General features: G+C 71.2%; 18 protein-coding genes. 7 read left to right on the plus strand and 11 right to left on the minus strand.

Features of this window, described 5'->3' with window-relative positions; translation table 11 throughout:
- Window positions 1-74 precede the first annotated feature (74 nt).
- Complete coding sequence (locus tag ACIBQZ_RS00785; RefSeq protein WP_396086342.1) at window positions 75-1,004, plus strand: DUF1996 domain-containing protein; 930 nt, start codon at window positions 75-77, stop codon at window positions 1,002-1,004.
- Here the strand turns inward: ACIBQZ_RS00785 and ACIBQZ_RS00790 are convergent.
- Window positions 998-1,756 carry a hypothetical protein gene (locus ACIBQZ_RS00790; RefSeq protein WP_396086343.1) on the minus strand — a complete coding sequence of 253 codons (759 nt, stop codon included), beginning with the start codon at window positions 1,754-1,756 and terminating at the stop codon, window positions 998-1,000. The two genes, ACIBQZ_RS00785 and ACIBQZ_RS00790, sit on opposite strands and share 7 nt — an antisense overlap.
- 203 nt (window positions 1,757-1,959) lie before the next feature.
- Here ACIBQZ_RS00790 and ACIBQZ_RS00795 point away from each other — a divergent pair, with 203 nt between their 5' ends.
- Together ACIBQZ_RS00795 and ACIBQZ_RS00800 are read left to right on the plus strand one after the other, a co-directional pair.
- On the plus strand, window positions 1,960-2,511 hold the full coding sequence (locus tag ACIBQZ_RS00795; RefSeq protein WP_396086344.1) for a sigma-70 family RNA polymerase sigma factor: 552 nt from the start codon (window positions 1,960-1,962) through the stop codon (window positions 2,509-2,511).
- Window positions 2,508-3,212 (plus strand): anti-sigma factor family protein, encoded by a 705-nt coding sequence (locus tag ACIBQZ_RS00800; RefSeq protein ID WP_396086345.1) that lies wholly within the window; start codon window positions 2,508-2,510, stop codon window positions 3,210-3,212. The genes ACIBQZ_RS00795 and ACIBQZ_RS00800 overlap by 4 nt, the downstream gene beginning before the upstream one ends.
- A 44-nt stretch (window positions 3,213-3,256) precedes the next feature.
- Here ACIBQZ_RS00800 and ACIBQZ_RS00805 read toward each other — a convergent pair whose 3' ends face one another.
- From ACIBQZ_RS00805 to ACIBQZ_RS00820, 4 genes are all read right to left on the minus strand, one after another.
- On the minus strand, window positions 3,257-3,739 hold the full coding sequence (locus ACIBQZ_RS00805) for a pyridoxamine 5'-phosphate oxidase family protein (RefSeq protein ID WP_396086788.1): 483 nt from the start codon (window positions 3,737-3,739) through the stop codon (window positions 3,257-3,259).
- The gene (locus ACIBQZ_RS00810) at window positions 3,709-4,119 is read right to left on the minus strand and encodes a rhodanese-like domain-containing protein (protein ID WP_396086346.1); all 411 of its coding nucleotides are present in this window, start codon (window positions 4,117-4,119) and stop codon (window positions 3,709-3,711) included. The genes ACIBQZ_RS00805 and ACIBQZ_RS00810 overlap by 31 nt, the downstream gene beginning before the upstream one ends.
- Window positions 4,113-4,586, minus strand: coding sequence for a cysteine dioxygenase (locus ACIBQZ_RS00815; protein ID WP_396086347.1), 474 nt, complete (start codon window positions 4,584-4,586; stop codon window positions 4,113-4,115). Before ACIBQZ_RS00815 ends, ACIBQZ_RS00810 begins: the two co-directional genes overlap by 7 nt.
- A gap of 290 nt (window positions 4,587-4,876) precedes the next feature.
- A complete protein-coding gene (locus ACIBQZ_RS00820; RefSeq protein ID WP_396086348.1) occupies window positions 4,877-6,577 on the minus strand; it encodes a protein kinase in 1,701 nt (566 codons plus the stop codon).
- A 71-nt stretch (window positions 6,578-6,648) separates the two neighbouring features.
- On the opposite strand from ACIBQZ_RS00820, the gene ACIBQZ_RS00825 reads away from it, so the two are divergent.
- On the plus strand, window positions 6,649-7,899 hold the full coding sequence (locus ACIBQZ_RS00825) for a glycosyltransferase family 4 protein (protein ID WP_396086349.1): 1,251 nt from the start codon (window positions 6,649-6,651) through the stop codon (window positions 7,897-7,899).
- On the opposite strand, the gene ACIBQZ_RS00830 is transcribed toward ACIBQZ_RS00825, so the two are convergent.
- Complete coding sequence (locus tag ACIBQZ_RS00830) at window positions 7,825-8,772, minus strand: magnesium transporter CorA family protein (RefSeq protein ID WP_396086350.1); 948 nt, start codon at window positions 8,770-8,772, stop codon at window positions 7,825-7,827. The two genes, ACIBQZ_RS00825 and ACIBQZ_RS00830, sit on opposite strands and share 75 nt — an antisense overlap.
- 385 nt (window positions 8,773-9,157) lie before the next feature.
- Between ACIBQZ_RS00830 and ACIBQZ_RS00835 the strand changes: the two genes are divergently transcribed.
- From ACIBQZ_RS00835 to ACIBQZ_RS00845, 3 genes are all read left to right on the plus strand, one after another.
- Complete coding sequence (locus ACIBQZ_RS00835) at window positions 9,158-10,327, plus strand: neprosin family prolyl endopeptidase (RefSeq protein WP_396086351.1); 1,170 nt, start codon at window positions 9,158-9,160, stop codon at window positions 10,325-10,327.
- 128 nt (window positions 10,328-10,455) lie between these two features.
- Complete coding sequence (locus ACIBQZ_RS00840; protein WP_396086352.1) at window positions 10,456-10,977, plus strand: sigma-70 family RNA polymerase sigma factor; 522 nt, start codon at window positions 10,456-10,458, stop codon at window positions 10,975-10,977.
- Window positions 10,974-11,675 (plus strand): zf-HC2 domain-containing protein, encoded by a 702-nt coding sequence (locus ACIBQZ_RS00845; RefSeq protein WP_396086353.1) that lies wholly within the window; start codon window positions 10,974-10,976, stop codon window positions 11,673-11,675. Before ACIBQZ_RS00840 ends, ACIBQZ_RS00845 begins: the two co-directional genes overlap by 4 nt.
- A 24-nt stretch (window positions 11,676-11,699) precedes the next feature.
- Here ACIBQZ_RS00845 and ACIBQZ_RS00850 read toward each other — a convergent pair whose 3' ends face one another.
- From ACIBQZ_RS00850 to ACIBQZ_RS00870, 5 genes are all read right to left on the minus strand, one after another.
- Complete coding sequence (locus ACIBQZ_RS00850; RefSeq protein WP_396086354.1) at window positions 11,700-12,875, minus strand: Fic family protein; 1,176 nt, start codon at window positions 12,873-12,875, stop codon at window positions 11,700-11,702.
- Between the two features lie 144 nt (window positions 12,876-13,019).
- Window positions 13,020-13,421, minus strand: coding sequence for a thiol-disulfide oxidoreductase DCC family protein (locus ACIBQZ_RS00855; protein ID WP_396086355.1), 402 nt, complete (start codon window positions 13,419-13,421; stop codon window positions 13,020-13,022).
- Between the two features lie 5 nt (window positions 13,422-13,426).
- Window positions 13,427-14,446 carry an ABC transporter permease gene (locus ACIBQZ_RS00860; protein ID WP_396086356.1) on the minus strand — a complete coding sequence of 340 codons (1,020 nt, stop codon included), beginning with the start codon at window positions 14,444-14,446 and terminating at the stop codon, window positions 13,427-13,429.
- Window positions 14,443-15,396 (minus strand): ABC transporter permease, encoded by a 954-nt coding sequence (locus ACIBQZ_RS00865; protein WP_396086357.1) that lies wholly within the window; start codon window positions 15,394-15,396, stop codon window positions 14,443-14,445. The genes ACIBQZ_RS00860 and ACIBQZ_RS00865 overlap by 4 nt, the downstream gene beginning before the upstream one ends.
- A complete protein-coding gene (locus ACIBQZ_RS00870; protein WP_396086358.1) occupies window positions 15,386-16,921 on the minus strand; it encodes a sugar ABC transporter ATP-binding protein in 1,536 nt (511 codons plus the stop codon). The genes ACIBQZ_RS00865 and ACIBQZ_RS00870 overlap by 11 nt, the downstream gene beginning before the upstream one ends.
- Window positions 16,922-16,938: the final 17 nt, after the last annotated feature.

Raw genomic sequence — 16,938 nt, forward strand, 5'->3', positions numbered from 1 at the left:
AAGACCGGCGGACTGCCCACTTCTGTCCACCTTGCAACACCCAGGGTTGCCGAAGCAGTGCGTATGGTGACGGTATGGCGTACGTCGCTCGGGGCCGACGCCGGGCCGTCATGTGGGCCCTGGCGGTCGAGCTGCTGCTCTCCGGATTCGCCATCGCCGCCGGCAGCGTGCGCCAGCCGTCGCTGGGCGCCGACTATGCGGACATCAACCAGGTGGCGGCGACCCGGCCGATCGAGGCCGGGCCCGGCTCGTACACCTGGGACTGCGGGCGCAACGAGAACGGGCACCGGAACACCGGCAACGTGGTCGTGACCCCGGGCCGGGCCGGGCCGGTGCACCATTTGCACGACTACCTCGGCAACCTCTCCGTCGGGGTCGGCAGCACCGTCAGGAGCCTGGCCAAAGGGGACACCACCTGCGCCAACGGCGACAAGTCGACCTATTACTGGCCGGTGCTGCGGACCGTCGGCCCCGAGGACGGGCCGCACGGCGGTGCTGTCCAGCTGGCGGCGTCGGTGTCGTTCACCTACCTGGGCAACGCCCGGGGGCCGGTGGTGGCGATGCCGCGGCTGCTGCGGGGTGCGGTCGGGGACGCGTACGCCGTGACCAACGGCGGTGCCCGGGCCGCGGCGGTCTGGAGTTGTTCCGGCAGCCCCGAGCGGCGGAGCCTGCGCTACGTGGTCTGCCCCCGGGGCGAGCAGGTGCTGCGGGTCTTCGACTTCCCGAGCTGCTGGGACGGCCGGCGGCTGGACAGCGACAACCACCGCCAGCAGCTCGTCTTCCCCGCGCCCGGCGGCGGTTGTCCGATCTCGACCTTCGCGGTGCCGCGGCTGCGGATCGTCGCCGCTTACGACATCGCGCCGGGCACCCGGTACCGGATCGACTCGTTCGACGCGCAGCGGCACAGCCCGCTCACCGATCACGCGATCTTCGTCAATCTCATGCCGGATGCCCTGATGAGCGAGGTCGTACGGTGCCTGAACGCCGGCCGCGACTGTCAGTAGCCCGGGTCGGCGGGGGCGTCGTCCGCGCCGGCGTCCCCGTTGTCCGCGGTGCCACCGGTGCCGCCGGCGGACTCGGGCAGGTCGCCGGTCTTGCCGCCCTTGGGGTCGACCGCGAACCAGGTGCCCGCGACGCCCTGACCCAGGATGTCGCCCGGCTTGCCGTCCTTGGCGAAGTAGTACACCGGCCAGCCGTTGATGGTGACCTGGCAGTGACCGTCGGCGCGCTCGACGTACCCGAGGATCTTGGGGTCGATGCCCTTCGGGAAGATCTTGCCGGGCGACTTGATCAGCAGCGGCGGCCAGGCCTTGGCGCACGCGCCGTTGCAGGTCGCCTTCGGCGGCTTGTTGCTGTCCTCGTCGAAGCGGTAGAGGGTGCGGCCGGCGCCGTCGGTGACGTAGGTGCCGATGACCGGGTTCTCGGCGGTGTTGAGCTCGACGTTCCTGCTGCCCGACCGGATGCTCCTCGGCGGCGTGATGTCCCGGTCCGACGCGCCACTGAAGATCTTGACCCACTTCTGGGTCTTGGCGACGGTCGGCTCGGGGATGGGCTCGGTTGCCGGGTCCGGGGTCTCCTCGCCGGCCAGCTCCGGCGGGGTGGTCGGCTCGGGCGGCACGGCGGGCGCGGCGGGCGTCTTACCCTCCGCGGCCGCGAACCCCACCCGGGTCGGGTCGGTGCCGGGCTGCGCACAGGCGGCGAGGCTGAGCGCGCTGGTCAGTGCCAGTGCGGCGACGGTGATGCGGCTGCGCTTCATGGTTCCCCCTGTGAGTGAGCCGGTACGTCCTCCACACGACACCCGGCCCGATCCGGTTCAGCCGGAAAATCACTCTGAACCGATCCCGGCCTCCGGTACGTGTGGAGGGAGTCAGTCAGACGAAAACGGGGGTCGAGGGTGGCCGGACACGCGCTCCGTCCGGTCAGCCTCGGCGTGATTTCCACCTTTACCTGGGGGAGAAGATGCCGGGGTTGAGGCTCCAACGTCGCCGGGAGGTGGCCGATGAGGCGCTGGTCAGATCGCTGTTCTCGGAACACGGGGCGGCGATGCTCGCCTACGCGACGCAGCTGACCCGGGACCGGGCCGCCGCCGAGGACGTGGTCCAGGAAGCCCTGGTCCGCGCCTGGCGACATCCGGACAGCCTGGTCAACGGCAAGGGCTCGGTGCGCGGCTGGCTGCTCACCGTGGTCCGCAACATCGTCACCGACCAGATCCGGGCCCGCAACGCCCGCGCCCCCGAGGTGCGCGAGTCGCCGGTCGAGATCGCGGCCGAGGGCGACCACGCGGAGCAGGTGGTCAATTCGGTGGTGGTGGTCGACGCGTTGAGCCGGCTCTCCACCGAGCACCGGGAGGTGCTGGAGCAGGTCTATCTGCTCGGCAGCACGGTCGCGGAAGCGGCCAAGGCACTGGGCATCCCGCCCGGAACGGTCAAGTCGCGCTCCTTCTACGCCCTCCGGGCACTACGCGAGCTCCGGACGCTGAGCGCCGCCGGAACGGAACGGTCTGCCTCATGAAGACAAATCACGTGGACCTCGCCGGTTATCTGACGAAGTCGCTGGACGCGGAGCAGGTACGCGCGGTCGAGGAGCATCTCGCCGGCTGCGCCGAGTGCCGGACCGAGGTGCAATCCCTGCAGGAGTGGACGATGGCGCTCGAGGCTGTGCCCGAGGCGATGCTGCTGGACGGGCCGCCCGAGGGCGGAGATCTGTTGCTGCAGCGCACGCTGCGGCAGATCCGGGACGAGTCCGCCGGGAGGCGTCATCGGCGGACCGCGCTGATGACGGCCGCCGCGGCCGTGGTCGTCGCCGCCGCGATCGGCTCCGGGGTGGCGGTCGGCCGCGGCACCGCCGACCCGGCAGCCCCGCTCGCGCTGCCCACCCCGTCGCAAGTGGAGCAGACCACCATCCCGGGCACCAGGACCGCCACCGCGGTCGACGCCGGCACCGGCGCGCGGATCACCGTGGCGGTGGCGCCGGCGCCGGGCTGGGTGCGGATCAAGGCCGCGGTCGCCGGCATCCCGCAGGGCGAGCGGTGCCGGCTCGAGGTGGTCGCCAAGAACGGCACGGTGGTGCTGGCGGGCAGCTGGGTGGTCTCGGAGAAGGGCGCCGGCGAGGGTACGACGCTGGACGGCAGTGCGCTGGTCGCACCCGCGGAGGTCGCGTCGGTCCGGGTCGTGACCGAGACCGGCAAGCGGTACACCAGCGTCAACGTCTAGGCGGACGAGCCGGGACGGTCCTGCGGGACCGTCCCGGCCCGCTGTCATCCCCAGGGTGCGTGGACGATCTTCTCCACCGCGATGGTGAGGATCACCCGCACCTGGTCCCGGCCGCCGAACCACGGGTACGGCCCGCCGAGGTACTTCTGGGCCAGCTCCTCGATGCTCTCCGTGCCGCCCTTGGGCGTGATGTCGACGACCCGTCCACGAACGGAGAAGTAGGTCGACACGTCCTGCGGGTCGGCGATCGTCACGGCGACCCGGGGGTCCCGCTCGACGTTCCTGACCTTCTGGAAGCCCGCCACGGTGTTGATCACGATGTGCTCACCGTCTCGCGCGCGCTCGGCACCGCCGTGGGCCAGCTCTTCCTGGCGACGTTGCTGGGCGGCGGCCCGCCCGGCGCCGGGGAGCAGGATCGGCTGGTGGACGAGGTGCTCATGCCGATGCTCGGGCCGGCGGACCGACTCGGCCGCCGCCGGCCGCCGAGTCGGTCCGCTCAGATCGTCGGGAGGCCGGCGGCCTGCCAGGCCTTGAAGCCGCCGTCGAGGTCCGTCGCCCGCAGCAGGCCGAGATCCTGCAGTGCGGCCGCGGCCAGGCTGCTGGTGTAGCCCTCCTGGCAGGTGACGATCACGTCGAGGTCGTAGCGGGTGAACGCCAGCCGGGCGTCGCTGCGCGGGTCCAGCCGCCACTCCAGCACGTTGCGCTCGATGATCAGGGCGCCCGGGATCTCGCCGTGCTCGGCGCGCTGCGCGGCCGGGCGGATGTCCACCAGCACCGCGCCGCCCGCGACCCGGCGGTGGGTCTCGTGCGGGTCGAGCCGGTGCAGCCGGGCGCGGGCGCCGGCCAGCAGCTCGTTGATGCTGCGGGCGCCCCGCGGCGGGGTCGTGACAGCGGGCGCGCTCACCACTGGGCTCCGGCCCGCTCGACGGTGACCACGGCCAGCCCGGCGGCGCCGATCCGGTAGCGGGTCATGGTGGTCAGCGCCGGCCCGTACGCGTGGATGCTGATCGCCGGCCGGTTGGAGCGGTTGGTGATCCGGTGGATGTGCCGGGTGCCGAACCGGCGGCCGGCGCCCTCGCCGAGCTCACGGGCGGTGATCCGGGGCAACCCGTCGGCGCCGGTGGTGACCGTGTCCTCGGTCAGGGTGCCGGCGAAGACGTGGAAGGCCCCGGCCGAGCCGCCGTGGTCGTGCAGGTCGGTGCCCTGGCCGGGCAGCCAGGTCAGCAGCCACACCTCGTGGTCGGGTTCCTGGGCCAGCCGGTGGTACCACCGGCTGGCCGCGTTGAAGCGGGGCGCGACGGGCCAGGCGTCCGGGTCGGCGGCGTGCCGGGTGGCGGTGGCGAGATGGTCGAGGCGGATGTCGACGACGGTCACTGCAGCTCCTCGCTTTGCATATATTGCCTATCAACTCTATAGGTTTACCGCCACGGTGCGGCCGAGGGTGGACGACGCGCGGAGAGAACCTGGAAACCGGCGCTCAGGCCGGGGATGTCACGCCAAGGGGGCGCGGAAAGCGCAGATCAGCGGGGACAGCGCGCGCTGGAGCAGCGCGCCAGGTCGATCACCCGGCGGGTCGTGAGGGGAATGCCCTGCCGCTGCATGCGCCCATCGTCGTCGGCCGCCGGGGTGCAAATCCAACCCGTACCAACATGCGGGAACGAAGATCAGGACAGGCTGGCGAGGACCAGCCGGAGGTACGGCTCGGTGCCCGTCCAGTCCTGCTCGGTGGTGGCCCACTCCACCAGGTACGCGCGCCCGCCGGCCAGCCCCAGCAGCACGCGCCGCTCGTGCCGGCGTACCGGCTCGCCGTCGGGCTGCCAGGTGAACTCCCACGCCGCGCCGTCCTGCGCCGGCAGCGCGCCGAGCATCTCCCGGCGATAGCCCGGCAGCCGTCCCAGGGCCAGGGCGTCCTGCTCCCGGCCCCGCCAGAAGGCGGCGGGCGGACCGGTCAGCCGGGCCGAGGCGTCGACCCGGAACGAGCGGCTGCCGGCCGGATCGCGGAAGCAGGAGGCGGTGCCGTCCTGGGAGCGGGTCCAGCCCCGCGGCACCGCGACGTCAAAACCGGCCGGATCGGCGACCCAGAGCCAGCCGGTCGGAACCGCGTAGCCGTGGGCCTCGCTCGTGCCGGTGACCGCCGGGCCGTCCGTGGCGCAGGCGGCGACCGGCCCGGCGTACACGCCGGTGGTGACCGGCGGTGCTGGGGTGGCGCCGGGGCGGTGGTCGAGGGCCAGGGCCGTGCCGGTGGTGCCGACCAGCAGCACCGCGGCCGCGACGAGGGTGACCTTGGTGCTGCGGGCGATCCGGTCCCGGGCCGGGCGCGCGCCGGCCATCCGGCCGAGAATCATCGACATCCCGAGCGCGGCGAAGCCGGCCGGCGCGGTTGCGCCGGTAGGCACTTGCGTGCCGGCCGGTATGGACCCGCCAGCGGGCGCTTGCGTGCCGGTCGGTATGGACCCGCCAGCGGGCGCTTGCGTGCCGGTCGGTATGGACCCGCCAGTCGGCTCTTGCACGCCGGCACGCGGGGACGTGCTGGTCGGCGGCGTGCCGGTCGGTGTTGACGGGGTGCTGGTGGGGCGGCTGCGGGGCCGGGGGATGCGCATCGGGAAGATGCCGATTGCGCGGTCCCGGACCCGTTGCAGGGCAGCCTGGGTGTCCGCCGCGGTCGGCCGTTGTGCGGGGTCGTCGCTCAGCAGCCGGTTGATGATCGCCGTCAGCGGCCCCGGGCGGTGGGCGGGCGCGGCCGACCGCTGGAACGACGGCTGACCCTGGACCGCGGCGTGCAGCGTCGCGCCCAGCGACCACAGGTCCGCGGCCTCGTCCGCGTCGGCACCGCGCCGGCGTTCGGGTGCGGTGAACGGGCCCGGCGCGGCGCTGCCGACCCGGGCCAGGCCGAAGTCGGTGAGCACCACCCGGCCGTCGGTGGCGAGCAGGACGTGGGACGGCTTGACCTCGCGGTGCAGCACTCCGGCGGCGTGCCCGGCCCGCAGCGCGGCGAGCATGCCCAGTCCGATCCGGGCCACCTCGCGGTGCGGCAGCGGGCCGTCCCCGCGGATCGCGGCGTCCAGCGACCGGGACTCGACGTGTTCCATGACGATCCACGAGTGGTCCGGGCGCCACACCACGTCGTAGATGCCGGCCACGCCGGCGTGCGTGAACCGGGCCGCCGACCGGGCCTCGCGCATGGTGGTGAGCTGGGCGTCGAGCAGCTGGGCCGGGGTGACGCCGGCCGGCGTACCGATCTGTTTGACGGCGACCCGGCGGCGCAGCAGTTCGTCGTCGGCGAGCCAGACCCGGCCGGTGCCGCCGGCACCGATGATCTCCAGGAGTCGGTAGCGGCCGCCGATCAGATCCCGCGCTTGACTCATGGCGGTGATTCGGCGCAGCTCGGCCCTCGGATGGGTGATGATCATTTTGTGGTCGTTGCTACGTTGCCGCTGTGAAAATCCGGTACCTGCTGCACAACGCCTACGGGGGCGGGGGCACGATCCGAAGCGTCGTGAATCAGGCCAACGCGCTGTGCGACGAGCACGACGTGGAGATCGCCAGCGTCTACCGCACCGGCGACGACACGGTCTTCGCCATCGACCCGCGGGTGCGGCTGGTGCCGCTGACCGAGCTGCGGGAGACCGGCGCCCGCCGGAGCGACCGGCCGGGACAGCGGAGCCGGCTGGCCAACAAGACCCGGCGCTTCCGCAACCCGCTGCCGCACCGGCACGACTCGCGGTACCGCAACTGGGACCCGCTGGTGGACCTGACGATCATCCGGTACCTCCGGTCCGCCCGCGGTGGGGTGCTGGTCACCACGCGTCCCGCGCTCAACCTGCTGTCGGCCTGGTTCGGGTCGCGCAAGGCCATCCGGATCGCCCAGGACCACATGAACCTGGGCCTGTACAAGCCGCCGCTGCGGGCGGCGATCCTGCGGGCGTACCCGCGGCTGGACGCCGTCGCCGTGCTGACCGAACACGACCGGGCCACCTACGCCGCCGGGTTCGGTGACCGCAAGGTCCGGCTGGAACGCATCCCCAACGGCATTCCGCCGTGGCCGCTGCCGCCCGCGCAGCTGGAGAGCAAGGTGCTGGTCGCGGCCGGCCGGCTGGTCCGGCAGAAGGGCTTCGACCTGCTGATCACCGCGTTCGCCGCGGTCAGCGCCCGGCACCCGGACTGGCAGCTGCGGATCTTCGGCTGGGGCGCCAAGAAGGCGAAGCTGACCGCGCAGATCGCCGAGCTGGGGCTCACCGGCCGGGTCCGGCTCGAGGGCCCGACCCGCCGCCTCGACCATGAGCTGGCGGCTGCCTCGGGCTACGTGCTCAGCTCGCGCTTCGAGGGCCTGCCGCTGGTGCTGCTGGAGGCGGCCAGCGCCGGGGTGCCGGCCGTGGCCTTCGACTGCCCGACCGGCCCCGCCGAGATCATCGAGCACGGCCGCAACGGCCTGCTGGTGCCGCCGAAGGACGTCGCCGGCCTGGCCGAGGGCATGAACCGGCTGATCGAGCAGCCGGCCGAGCGCCGGGCCATGGGCGCCGCCGCCCGCGCCGACAGCGGCCGCTTCGCGATGGCGAAGGTCCGCGATGACTGGGAGCGGCTCTTCACCGACCTGGCCGCGGCCCGCGGGTGGTCACCACCAGCCCCGGCGCTTGGCCCAGGTGAGCAACAAAGTGGACATGATCGCCATGACCGTCAGCACCAGTAACAACTGGGGCAGATGGGTGTGATCGTTGACGATGATGTTCATGCCGTAAATGGAGGAAAGTGCGGTGATCGGTAACGTGACGACCGCGATCACCGCGAGCCGTTCCGCGGCAATGGTCATTTTCGTCTCGGCCCGGGCCCGATAGAACTCGATCACGCCCTGGAGGTATTCGCGTTCGCCGTCGGCCAATGCGCGGATCCGGGTCAATTGATCAACAATGTCCGCCACCAGCGGGCGGTCGTTCGCGGCCACCCGCGTCTCCAGGGCGGCGACCCGGCCGTAGACCTCGGCGCCCAGGCCGCCCATCGTGCGAACCGCGAGCAGCCCGTGCCGGGCCTGGAACAGCTCCTCCAGAAACTCCTCCGGGTTGCCCATGTGCCCGCCGGTCACCCGCTGCTCCAGCAGCCAGACCTCGCGGGTGACCTCCTCGATGAAGGACTCCAGGGTGCGCGCGAGGGTGGACGAGATCGCGTACGAGAGCTCGTACGGCGTGCCCGGCCGCAGCCGCCCGGACTCCAGCCGGCGGCGCACCGCGTCGGTCTCGCGCAGCGCGATCTCCGGGTCGACGGCCGGGTTGAGCGGGCCGTGCACGGTGACCACGTAGCGGTCGCCGACGATCTGATCAAGCTCGATGTAATGCACGTGCCCGGAGGGCCCCCGCTGCGGCCCGTGCAGGATGAGCAGCTGCTGATGGTCGTAGATCCGGACCCGCGGCACCCGGTTGCGCTGCATGCAGTCGCGGACGGCGAGCGGGTGGCAGTCGAGGACGTCGGTCAGCAGGGTGGCCGCCTCCGCGCTGCACTCCGGAATGTCGACCCAGAGCAGCGTGCCGGGATCAGCGAGCAAAGCCTCGACTGCGGACACAGGGTGCATTTCGACGCCTGACTCCGTCACCGCGAGAACCCGCATGCCGCCCATGTCGCCCACGCTAGACCCGAAAGAGCCTCACAGCAGTTTGCTTCTTTCCGAACAACGCGGAAAAGTCTGCCGCACAGCAACCGCGTGACCACGCACCGTCGACCACAATGGTGCGTCATTCACCGGATCGGCGGGTGGACTCAGCCGTTCAGGCGGAAAGGCGTCGTGACCGGCGCGGACGGTATTCAGAACGTTATATGGTCAGCTCCGCCGCCGAGAGTCGGTGCCGGAGGTTCTTTCGCCCGCCACCCCCGGTCCCCCGAAGAACGAGGACGGACACGTGTCGAACGCACGCCGCGGTTTACTCGCCGCCGGCCTAGCCGTAGCCGTAGTCGGCTCGATGGGTACGGTCTGGACCCTGAACGCCAGCGCCGAGGAGACGCCCGAGGCCGAGGCTCCCGCGGCCGTCGTAGCGCCCGCGGACACCGCGGTTGAGACCGCGATCACCGAGGCCGCGCCCGTGGCCCCCGCGGCCGTCTCCGTGCCGCCGAGGCTGCTGCCGTGGGGCTCCCGTCCGGTGAAGCTCAAGCGGGCCAGGGCCGGCGCCAGCAGCGCGGCCGTCGCCGCCGCCGGTGCCGACGCGGCCCCCGCGGACAAGAGCGGTTCGATGAAGCCGAAGCCGGAGTACGCGCCCAAGGGTGGCCAGGGCCCCAACGGCAAGTTCCTGAAGTCGATGCGCACCAACGTCGTGCCGCCCATGCCGCCTTCCGTGGGGACGGCCGACGTCACCGCCGCGGCCGCGGACCGCCCGGTCAACTTCCACTACGCGGTCGGCACCCAGCTCGGCGAGAGCGACGGCACCTGGGCGAACCTGACCGTCGAGAAGCCGCGGCTGGTCGAGGGCGACTACCACACGCTGGCCGAGCTGGCGGTGCGCTCCGCCGACACCCAGCACACCGTCGAGGTCGGCTGGACCGTGGACCGCTCGGTCAACGGTGACGACGACCCGCACCTGTTCGTCTACTACTGGAAAGACGGCAAGCGCACCTGCTACAACGCCTGCGGCTTCACCCAGTACAGCAAGACCGTCAAGCCCGGCGACACCCTGCCGGTCGGCACCCAGAAGCGTTTCGGCATCCAGCACGCCGGCAGCGCCTGGTGGATCGCGTACGACTCGGAGTGGATCGGCTACTTCCACGACAGCAACTGGGAAGGCCGCTACACCAAGGTCGGCGTGACGCAGTGGTTCGGCGAGGTCGCGTCGCCCAGCCTGACCCCCTGCACCCAGATGGGCAACGGCAAGCTGTCCACCTCCGGCAGCGCGGCGCGGATCGGCAGCATCAGCATGACCAACGGCCCGGTGGTCAAGTTCGACCTGGACCAGTCGCCGGACTACCTGGTGGACGTCGAGAACCCGCTGCCGCCGGTGCCGCCCACGAAGCCCGAGGACCCGACGTGGACCCCGTGGACGGGGGAGCTGCTCAGCGCGACGACCTTCCGCTACGGCGGCCCGGTCTACCCGCTGAAGGACCCGAAGGACGAGAACTCCGGCCCGATCGTGACGTGCTAGCGGCGCCGTAGCGCCCGGAACGCCCGGTCCTCCCCACGTGGGAGGGCCGGGCGTTTCTGTCGTGCTGATCGAACCGGCCTGCCCCGGGTGGGGTACAACCAGGCGGCGGGCCGACGAGGGAGCAGCGGATGAGGCGACGGGTGAATCCCGACGAGGAGCTGATGACCGCGCTCTACACCGAGCACTACGCGGTGCTGCTCAGCTTCATCTCGCGGTACGTCCGCGACCGGCACAAAGCGGAGGACCTGGTCCAGGAGACGCTGCTGCGGGCCTGGCGGCACATCGACCACCTCGACCCGGACCCCGGCCGGACCCGCTCGTACCTGCTCACCATCGCCCGCAACGTGGTCACCAACGCGTGGCGGGCCGAGCAGCGCCGCCCGCACCTGGTCGCGGACGAGGCCGCGGTGGCGTCGGTGCCGTCCGCCGACAACGTCGACCAGCTCGTCGAGGGCTGGCTGGTCGCCGAGGCGCTGGAACGGCTCTCCGCCGACCACCGGGCGGTGGTCCAGGCCATGTACTACGAGGGGCAGACGGTGGCGGACGCCGCCCGGCAGCTCTCGGTGCCCGAGGGCACGGTCAAATCGCGCGCCTATTACGCGGTGCGGGCACTGCGGCAGGCGTTCGAGGAGATGGGGGTGCTGCGATGACCGCCGACCACGACGAGCTGCGCCGGCTGCTGGGCGGCTACCTGCTGGGCGGACTCGACGACACCGACACCGACCGGCTGGACGCGCACCTGCTGAGCTGCGACGAGTGCCGCGCCGAGCTGGACCGGCTGGCGCCCGTACCGGAACTGCTCCGGTCCTTGGAGCACGCGCTGCCGGTGACCGTGACGGCCGGCACCCGGCCGAGCCCCGCCCGGATCGAGAGCCTGCTCGCCCGGATGCGGGCCGAAAAATCCCGCAACCGCCGGCGCAGCACCGGCCGCCGCCTGGCGGTCGCGGCGGCGGTCACGCTGGTGGTCGCGGGCGGCGTTGGCGTGATCATCACCCGGGACGACGCGCCGCCCCCGGGCCCGCCGCCGACGGCCGCGCCGAGCCAGCCGGTGGTGACGGCGGTCTTCGAGGCCTCGGACGGCAGCGGGATCACCGGCCAGGCGGTGCTGACCGGCAAGACCTGGGGCGTGTCGGTCGACCTGACCATGTCGAAGCTGCCGGGCCGGGGACCGTTCGTGTGCAAGGTCGGCAAGGCCGACGGCACGCAGGAACAGGCCGCGATCTGGGGCCCGACACCCAGCGGCAACGCCAAGGTCACCGGCGCCAGCTCGATCCAGCTCCGCAACGTGAGCACAGTCGCGGTGGCCGACCACGATGGACACGTCCTCGGCACGGCCCACCTGAACTGAGGATCACGGACCTGCGTTGGTGGGCTAGTCAGTGTTAATGATCTTGAGAACCTGTCGTGCGGCGAACACGCGACCGTACTGCCTTCCCGTGCGTTCCTCAAGAATGCCGAGTTGCACCAGGCGGTTCACGGCGGTGTTCGCGGCCGGATAGGTCACCCCGTTCCGATTCGCGGCCGCCGTCGGTGTGATCATGGGATATCCGATGAGATCCTCTGTGATCCGGGTCGCCACGCCCCGGATGTTCGCCTTGACCAGCTTGTCCAGCGCTTCATCGCGCCAGTCGTGGAGGGCGTCGATCTTCTCGACAGCGCCGATGGCCTGAGCCCGGACCGCCTCGGCGAAAAAGCGGATCCAAGTGTCGAATTCACCGGTCGCGCTGCATCGCAACAGATGGTCCTGGTACTCACGGCGGCGTGTTTCCAGCCATGGCGACAGGTTCAGGACCGGCACTCGGAGCTCTCCGCGCCCGGCCAGCTGGAGGACGCAGACGAGCCTGCCCAAGCGACCATTGCCGTCGTTGAAGGGGTGCAGGGTCTCGAACTGATAGTGCCCGAGCGCCATTTTGACGATCAAGGGGAAGACTTCGCCCGCATTGATCCAGGTCGCCCAGGCGTCAATCCCCGCTCGCAACTGGTCGCCGGGAGGCGGCGGGATGAATCGAGCGTCCCCCACGCGTCCGCCGCCGGCCCCGATGAAGACTTGCGTCGTGCGGATCCGGCCTGCGTCTCCGGAGTCACCTCGCGTGCCACGGACCAGAATCTTCTGCAACTGTTCGAGCATGCCGACCGTGATCGGCTTGTCCTTGATCCACTCAAACGCCAGCTCGGCCGCGTCGACATAGTTCACCACCTCGGACACCGAGGCGGTCAGCTGCCCGCGATCCAGGAAGTCGGCCTCGAGTACCTCGTCCAGGGCGGCGTAGGTGCCCTCGAGCGCGGAGGTGGCAACCGCCTCGCGTCTGATGGCCGGGCGGGCGAGCAGCGTCGGATTCGGCAACCGGAAGGCAGCTTGATCCAGGCGTGCAACGGCAGCGGTCGCATTGGCCGCAGCGACGTAGGTCTCCTGCTGGAGATTGAGCTTCATGGGCAGCGGCTCGGGGAGAAACGCCTGCTCGTCGTAGTTCTCGCCGTAGCGGGGGTCCCAGCCGGTGATTCGGACAAGGGACCCGGCGGGGGACGTTCCGAACGCGCTGTACTCCACGGAATTTAAAGTATCTCGGCATCTGCTTACAATCCAGCGCCGAGAATGCAAGTAGCCCGATCGGCGGCTTCGAGTTTGTAAGTAGATCCGAGAAACTTTCAATCTAGGCCCAAGATTGCAAGTACGGTCCGTGCCCGGGGCTGCTTAGCCGGCGGTGGTGCCGTGGAGCTTGTCGCGTTGGGCCTGGGGGAGTGAGCAGGCCGCCGTGCCGCCCGGCAAGAGGTGGCGGTGGCCCGCGATCCAGCGGTATGCCGGCCACGCCACCAGCCCGACCGTCCTGACCTGCAGTGCCCGCCCCGGCACCGTCCACAGCCGGCCCGCGTCGCGCAGCAGCAGGGCGATCGCGTCCGGGCCCGCGGCGATCGTGCCGTCGGTGCCGACCCATTGCACCGCCGACTCGACCTGGTCCAGGGTCAGGCCGAGCCGGTCGAGGTCCGCGAACTGCCAGGGCACCACGGTCGCCTGTGACGGGATGCGGCGTTCGATGAAGCGGGCGCACGAGGTGCAGAACGAGCAGTCGCCGTCGTACACGAACACCGGATTCATGATCGTCAGGTTACCCGGCGGAGTTTGGCCAGGTAGGTCTGGGCGACCACGACCACCGCGAGGAACGCGCCGCTGATCAGTTGCTGGTAGCTGCTCGGCACGTTGCCCACCTGGTTGATCATGTTCTGGATCACGCCGAGCAGCAGCACGCCCGCGATGGTGCCGGTGATCGTGCCCGCGCCGCCGGTCAGCAGGGTGCCGCCGATGACCACCGCGGCGATCGCGTCCAGTTCCAGGCCGATGCCCAGCACCGTGACGCCGGAGCCCAGCTTGGCCGCGTTGATCGCGCCCGCCAGGCCGGCCAGCAACCCCGACATCACGTACACCCAGACCTTGGTGCGGCGCACCGCGACGCCCATCAGGGCGGCCGCGTCCTCGCTGCCGCCGACCGCGTGGACCGCGTGGCCGAAGCGGGTGCGGGCCAGCAGGATCATGCCGGCCGCGAAGACCGCGGCCACGAGCCAGACCGGATAGCCGATGCCGAGGAACGAGCCGGTGCCGAAGCTGCGGAAGGCGTCGCTGCCGACCAGGTACGTGGTTGAGCCCTCGTCGCTGATCGCCCGCATCAGCCCGCGGGCGCCGAGCAGCGCGGCCAGCGTGACGATGAACGGGGCCATCCTGGTGTACGCGATCAGGATCCCGTTCAGCACCCCGATGAAGCCGCAGAGCGCGAGCGGCACGAGGAACGCCGGCACCAGGCCCCACTGCGACGCGTACGCCGAGACCACCCCGCCCAGCACGTAGAGCGAGCCGACCGACAGGTCGATGCCGCCGGTGAGGATCACGAAGGTCATGCCCAGCGCGATCAGCGCCAGCGGCGCGGCCGCCACCAGGATGGTGCCCGCGTTGTCGAAGCTGCGGAAGTTGGGGAACGCGGCCGCCGCGACCAGCACGACCACGACGAGCACCGCGAGCGCGCCCTGCCGCTGGACCAGGCCGACGATGCGGTCGGTGCGCTCGGCCCGGCGCACGTCGGCGGCGACGACCGCCGCGGGGGCCTCGGGGTCCGACACGGTGGGGGTCACCGGGACTTCCTCTCTCGGGCGACGTACACGGCGACGAGGATGATGGCGGCCTGCACGATCTCGGTGATCGACGACTGCAGGTTGTGCTTGATCATCGTGGCGATGACCAGCTGCATGAGCAGCGCGCCGGCGACCGTGCCGAGCACCCGGACCCGGCCGCCGGTCAGCGGGGTGCCGCCGACCACGACCGCGGTGATCGCGGAGAGCTCGATGAGCAGGCCGACCGAGGAGGCGTCGCTGGACTGGATTCGGGCGACCGCGAGCAGGCCGGCGATCGAGGCGAGCACCGAGCAGATCACGTAAACCGTGATCAGGACCCGCTTCACCGGCACGCCGGCCAGCTCGGTGGCCGGCCGGTTGCCGCCGATCGCCAGCAGCCGGCGGCCGAAGACGGTCCGCCGCACCACGAACGCGACGATCAGCACCAGCAGCGCGGCGATCCAGACCAGCATCGGCAGGCCGAGGAAGTCGCCGGAGCCCAGGAAGATCAGGTCGTCGTTGCGGACGTCCTTGAGCTGGCCGCCGGAGATGACCAGGGCCAGGCCGCGACCGCCGACGAACAGCGCCAGCGTCGCCACGATGGGTTGCAGGCCGACCCGGGCGACCAGGGTGCCGTTGACCAGGCCGACCAGCACGCCGGCGGTCAGCGAGACCAGGATCGCCGCGACCACCCCGTAGCCGAGGTAGAGCGGGATCAGCGCGGCGGCCAGCGCCATCACCGAGCCGACCGACAGGTCGATGCCCTCGGTGCCGATCACCAGCGCCATGCCCAGCGCCACGATCACGATCGGCGCGACCTGGATCAGCTGGATCCGCAGGTTGCTCCAGGCCAGGAAGTTCGGTGTGAACAGGACGTTGTAGAGGACCAGCAGCACGATGGCCACATAGACGCCGTATGCGGGAAGCCAGGATCTGAGCTGGGGTCGGGTGGCCACTGCCTCAGTGGTCATCGGGGGTCTCCACTTCCGCCGCCGCGGCGATCGTCTGCAACAGGGCCTCGGTGGTGACGGCGTCGCCGCGCAGCTCGCCGACGACCGCGCCGTCCCGCAGCACCACCACCCGGTCGGCGCCCTCGATCAGTTCCTCCGCGTCGGAGGAGATCAGCACCACGCCGAGGCCCTCGCCGGCCAGCTCGTCGATGAGCGACTGCACCTCCGCCTTGGCGCCGACGTCGATGCCGCGGGTGGGCTCGTCCAGCAGCAGCACCTTGGGGTGGGTGGCGAGCAGGCGGGCCAGCAGCACCTTCTGCTGGTTGCCGCCGGACAGGTCGCCGACCCGCTGGTCCGGGCTGGACGCCTTGATCCGCAGCCGGCTCATGTAGCGCTGGACGACCTCGTCGATCTTGCGATCGGAGACCAGCCCGAACCGGGACAGCCGGGGGAGCACGGCGAGCGCGATGTTCTCCCGTACGGACAGCCCGGCGACGATGCCCTCGGCCTTGCGGTCCTCGGGCTGGGTGGCGATGCCCGCCTTGACCGCCCGTACGGTCGTGGGTTTGTGCAGCTTTTTGCCGTCGACCGCGACGGTCCCGTCGTCGATCGGGTACGCGCCGCCGATCGCCTTGACCGTCTCGCTGCGACCGGCGCCCAGCAGCCCGCCCAGCCCGACCACCTCGCCGGGCCGGACGGTGAAGCTGATGTCGTGCAGCTTGTGCCGGCTGGTCAGGCCGGTGACCTCGAGCACCGGGACCGCGTCCGCCGCGGTGGCGTGCTCGCCGGCGAACCCGGTGAAGCCCTCGCGGCGGACGGCGGACATGTCCCGGCCGAGCATCAGCGAGACCAGCCTGATGCGTTCCAGCTCGGCGAGCTTGCCGGTGTGCACCACCTTGCCGTCGCGCAGGATCGTGACGGTGTCGCAGATCCGGTAGAGCTCGTCGAGCCGGTGACTGACGTAGACGATCCCGATGCCCTGGGCGTGCAGGTCCCGGATGACCCCGAAGAGGGTCTCCACCTCGCGCGGTTCCAGCGACGAGGTCGGCTCGTCCATGATGACGACCTTGGCGTCGATCATCACGGCCCGGGCCAGGGCGACCATCTGCTGCGCGCCCAGGGCGAGCGTGCCGAGCTGCCGGCGGACGTCGGTGGTGACCCCGTAGCGGCGCAGGATCTCACCGGCCTCCCGGTGCATCCGGCCCTCGTCCAGCAGCCCGAGCCCGGTGCGGGGCTCGCGGCCGAGGAAGAGGTTGTGCGCCACGCTCATCAGCGGGATGAGGTTGACCTCCTGGTAGATCGTGGAGATCCCGGCACGCTGGGCGTCCATCGGTGTGCCGAACCGGACCGGCTCGTCGCGGTAGCGCAGCTCGCCACCGTCCGGCTGGTAGACGCCGGTCAGCACCTTGATCAAGGTGGACTTCCCGGCGCCGTTCTCGCCGACCAGGGCGTGCACCTCGCCCGGCCGGAGCGCGAAGGAGACCCCGTCCAGGGCGCGGACGCCCGGGAACTCCTTGGCGACATCGACGACTTCCAGCAGTGCCATGGATCCACTCACTTTCG

Source organism: Actinoplanes sp. NPDC049599 (assembly GCF_044465625.1).
Classification (GTDB): domain Bacteria; phylum Actinomycetota; class Actinomycetes; order Mycobacteriales; family Micromonosporaceae; genus Actinoplanes.

Bases quoted from the DNA above. Each gene is read 5' to 3' on its own strand.
- ACIBQZ_RS00785 (WP_396086342.1), top strand. From the start codon at position 75: ATGGCGTACGTCGCTCGGGGCCGACGCCGGGCCGTCATGTGGGCCCTG.
- ACIBQZ_RS00790 (WP_396086343.1), bottom strand. From the start codon at position 1,756: ATGAAGCGCAGCCGCATCACCGTCGCCGCACTGGCACTGACCAGCGCG.
- ACIBQZ_RS00795 (WP_396086344.1), top strand. From the start codon at position 1,960: ATGCCGGGGTTGAGGCTCCAACGTCGCCGGGAGGTGGCCGATGAGGCG.
- ACIBQZ_RS00800 (WP_396086345.1), top strand. From the start codon at position 2,508: ATGAAGACAAATCACGTGGACCTCGCCGGTTATCTGACGAAGTCGCTG.
- ACIBQZ_RS00820 (WP_396086348.1), bottom strand. From the start codon at position 6,577: ATGAGTCAAGCGCGGGATCTGATCGGCGGCCGCTACCGACTCCTGGAG.
- ACIBQZ_RS00830 (WP_396086350.1), bottom strand. From the start codon at position 8,772: ATGCACCCTGTGTCCGCAGTCGAGGCTTTGCTCGCTGATCCCGGCACG.
- ACIBQZ_RS00835 (WP_396086351.1), top strand. From the start codon at position 9,158: ATGGGTACGGTCTGGACCCTGAACGCCAGCGCCGAGGAGACGCCCGAG.
- ACIBQZ_RS00840 (WP_396086352.1), top strand. From the start codon at position 10,456: ATGAGGCGACGGGTGAATCCCGACGAGGAGCTGATGACCGCGCTCTAC.
- ACIBQZ_RS00845 (WP_396086353.1), top strand. From the start codon at position 10,974: ATGACCGCCGACCACGACGAGCTGCGCCGGCTGCTGGGCGGCTACCTG.
- ACIBQZ_RS00855 (WP_396086355.1), bottom strand. From the start codon at position 13,421: ATGAATCCGGTGTTCGTGTACGACGGCGACTGCTCGTTCTGCACCTCG.
- ACIBQZ_RS00865 (WP_396086357.1), bottom strand. From the start codon at position 15,396: ATGACCACTGAGGCAGTGGCCACCCGACCCCAGCTCAGATCCTGGCTT.
- ACIBQZ_RS00870 (WP_396086358.1), bottom strand. From the start codon at position 16,921: ATGGCACTGCTGGAAGTCGTCGATGTCGCCAAGGAGTTCCCGGGCGTC.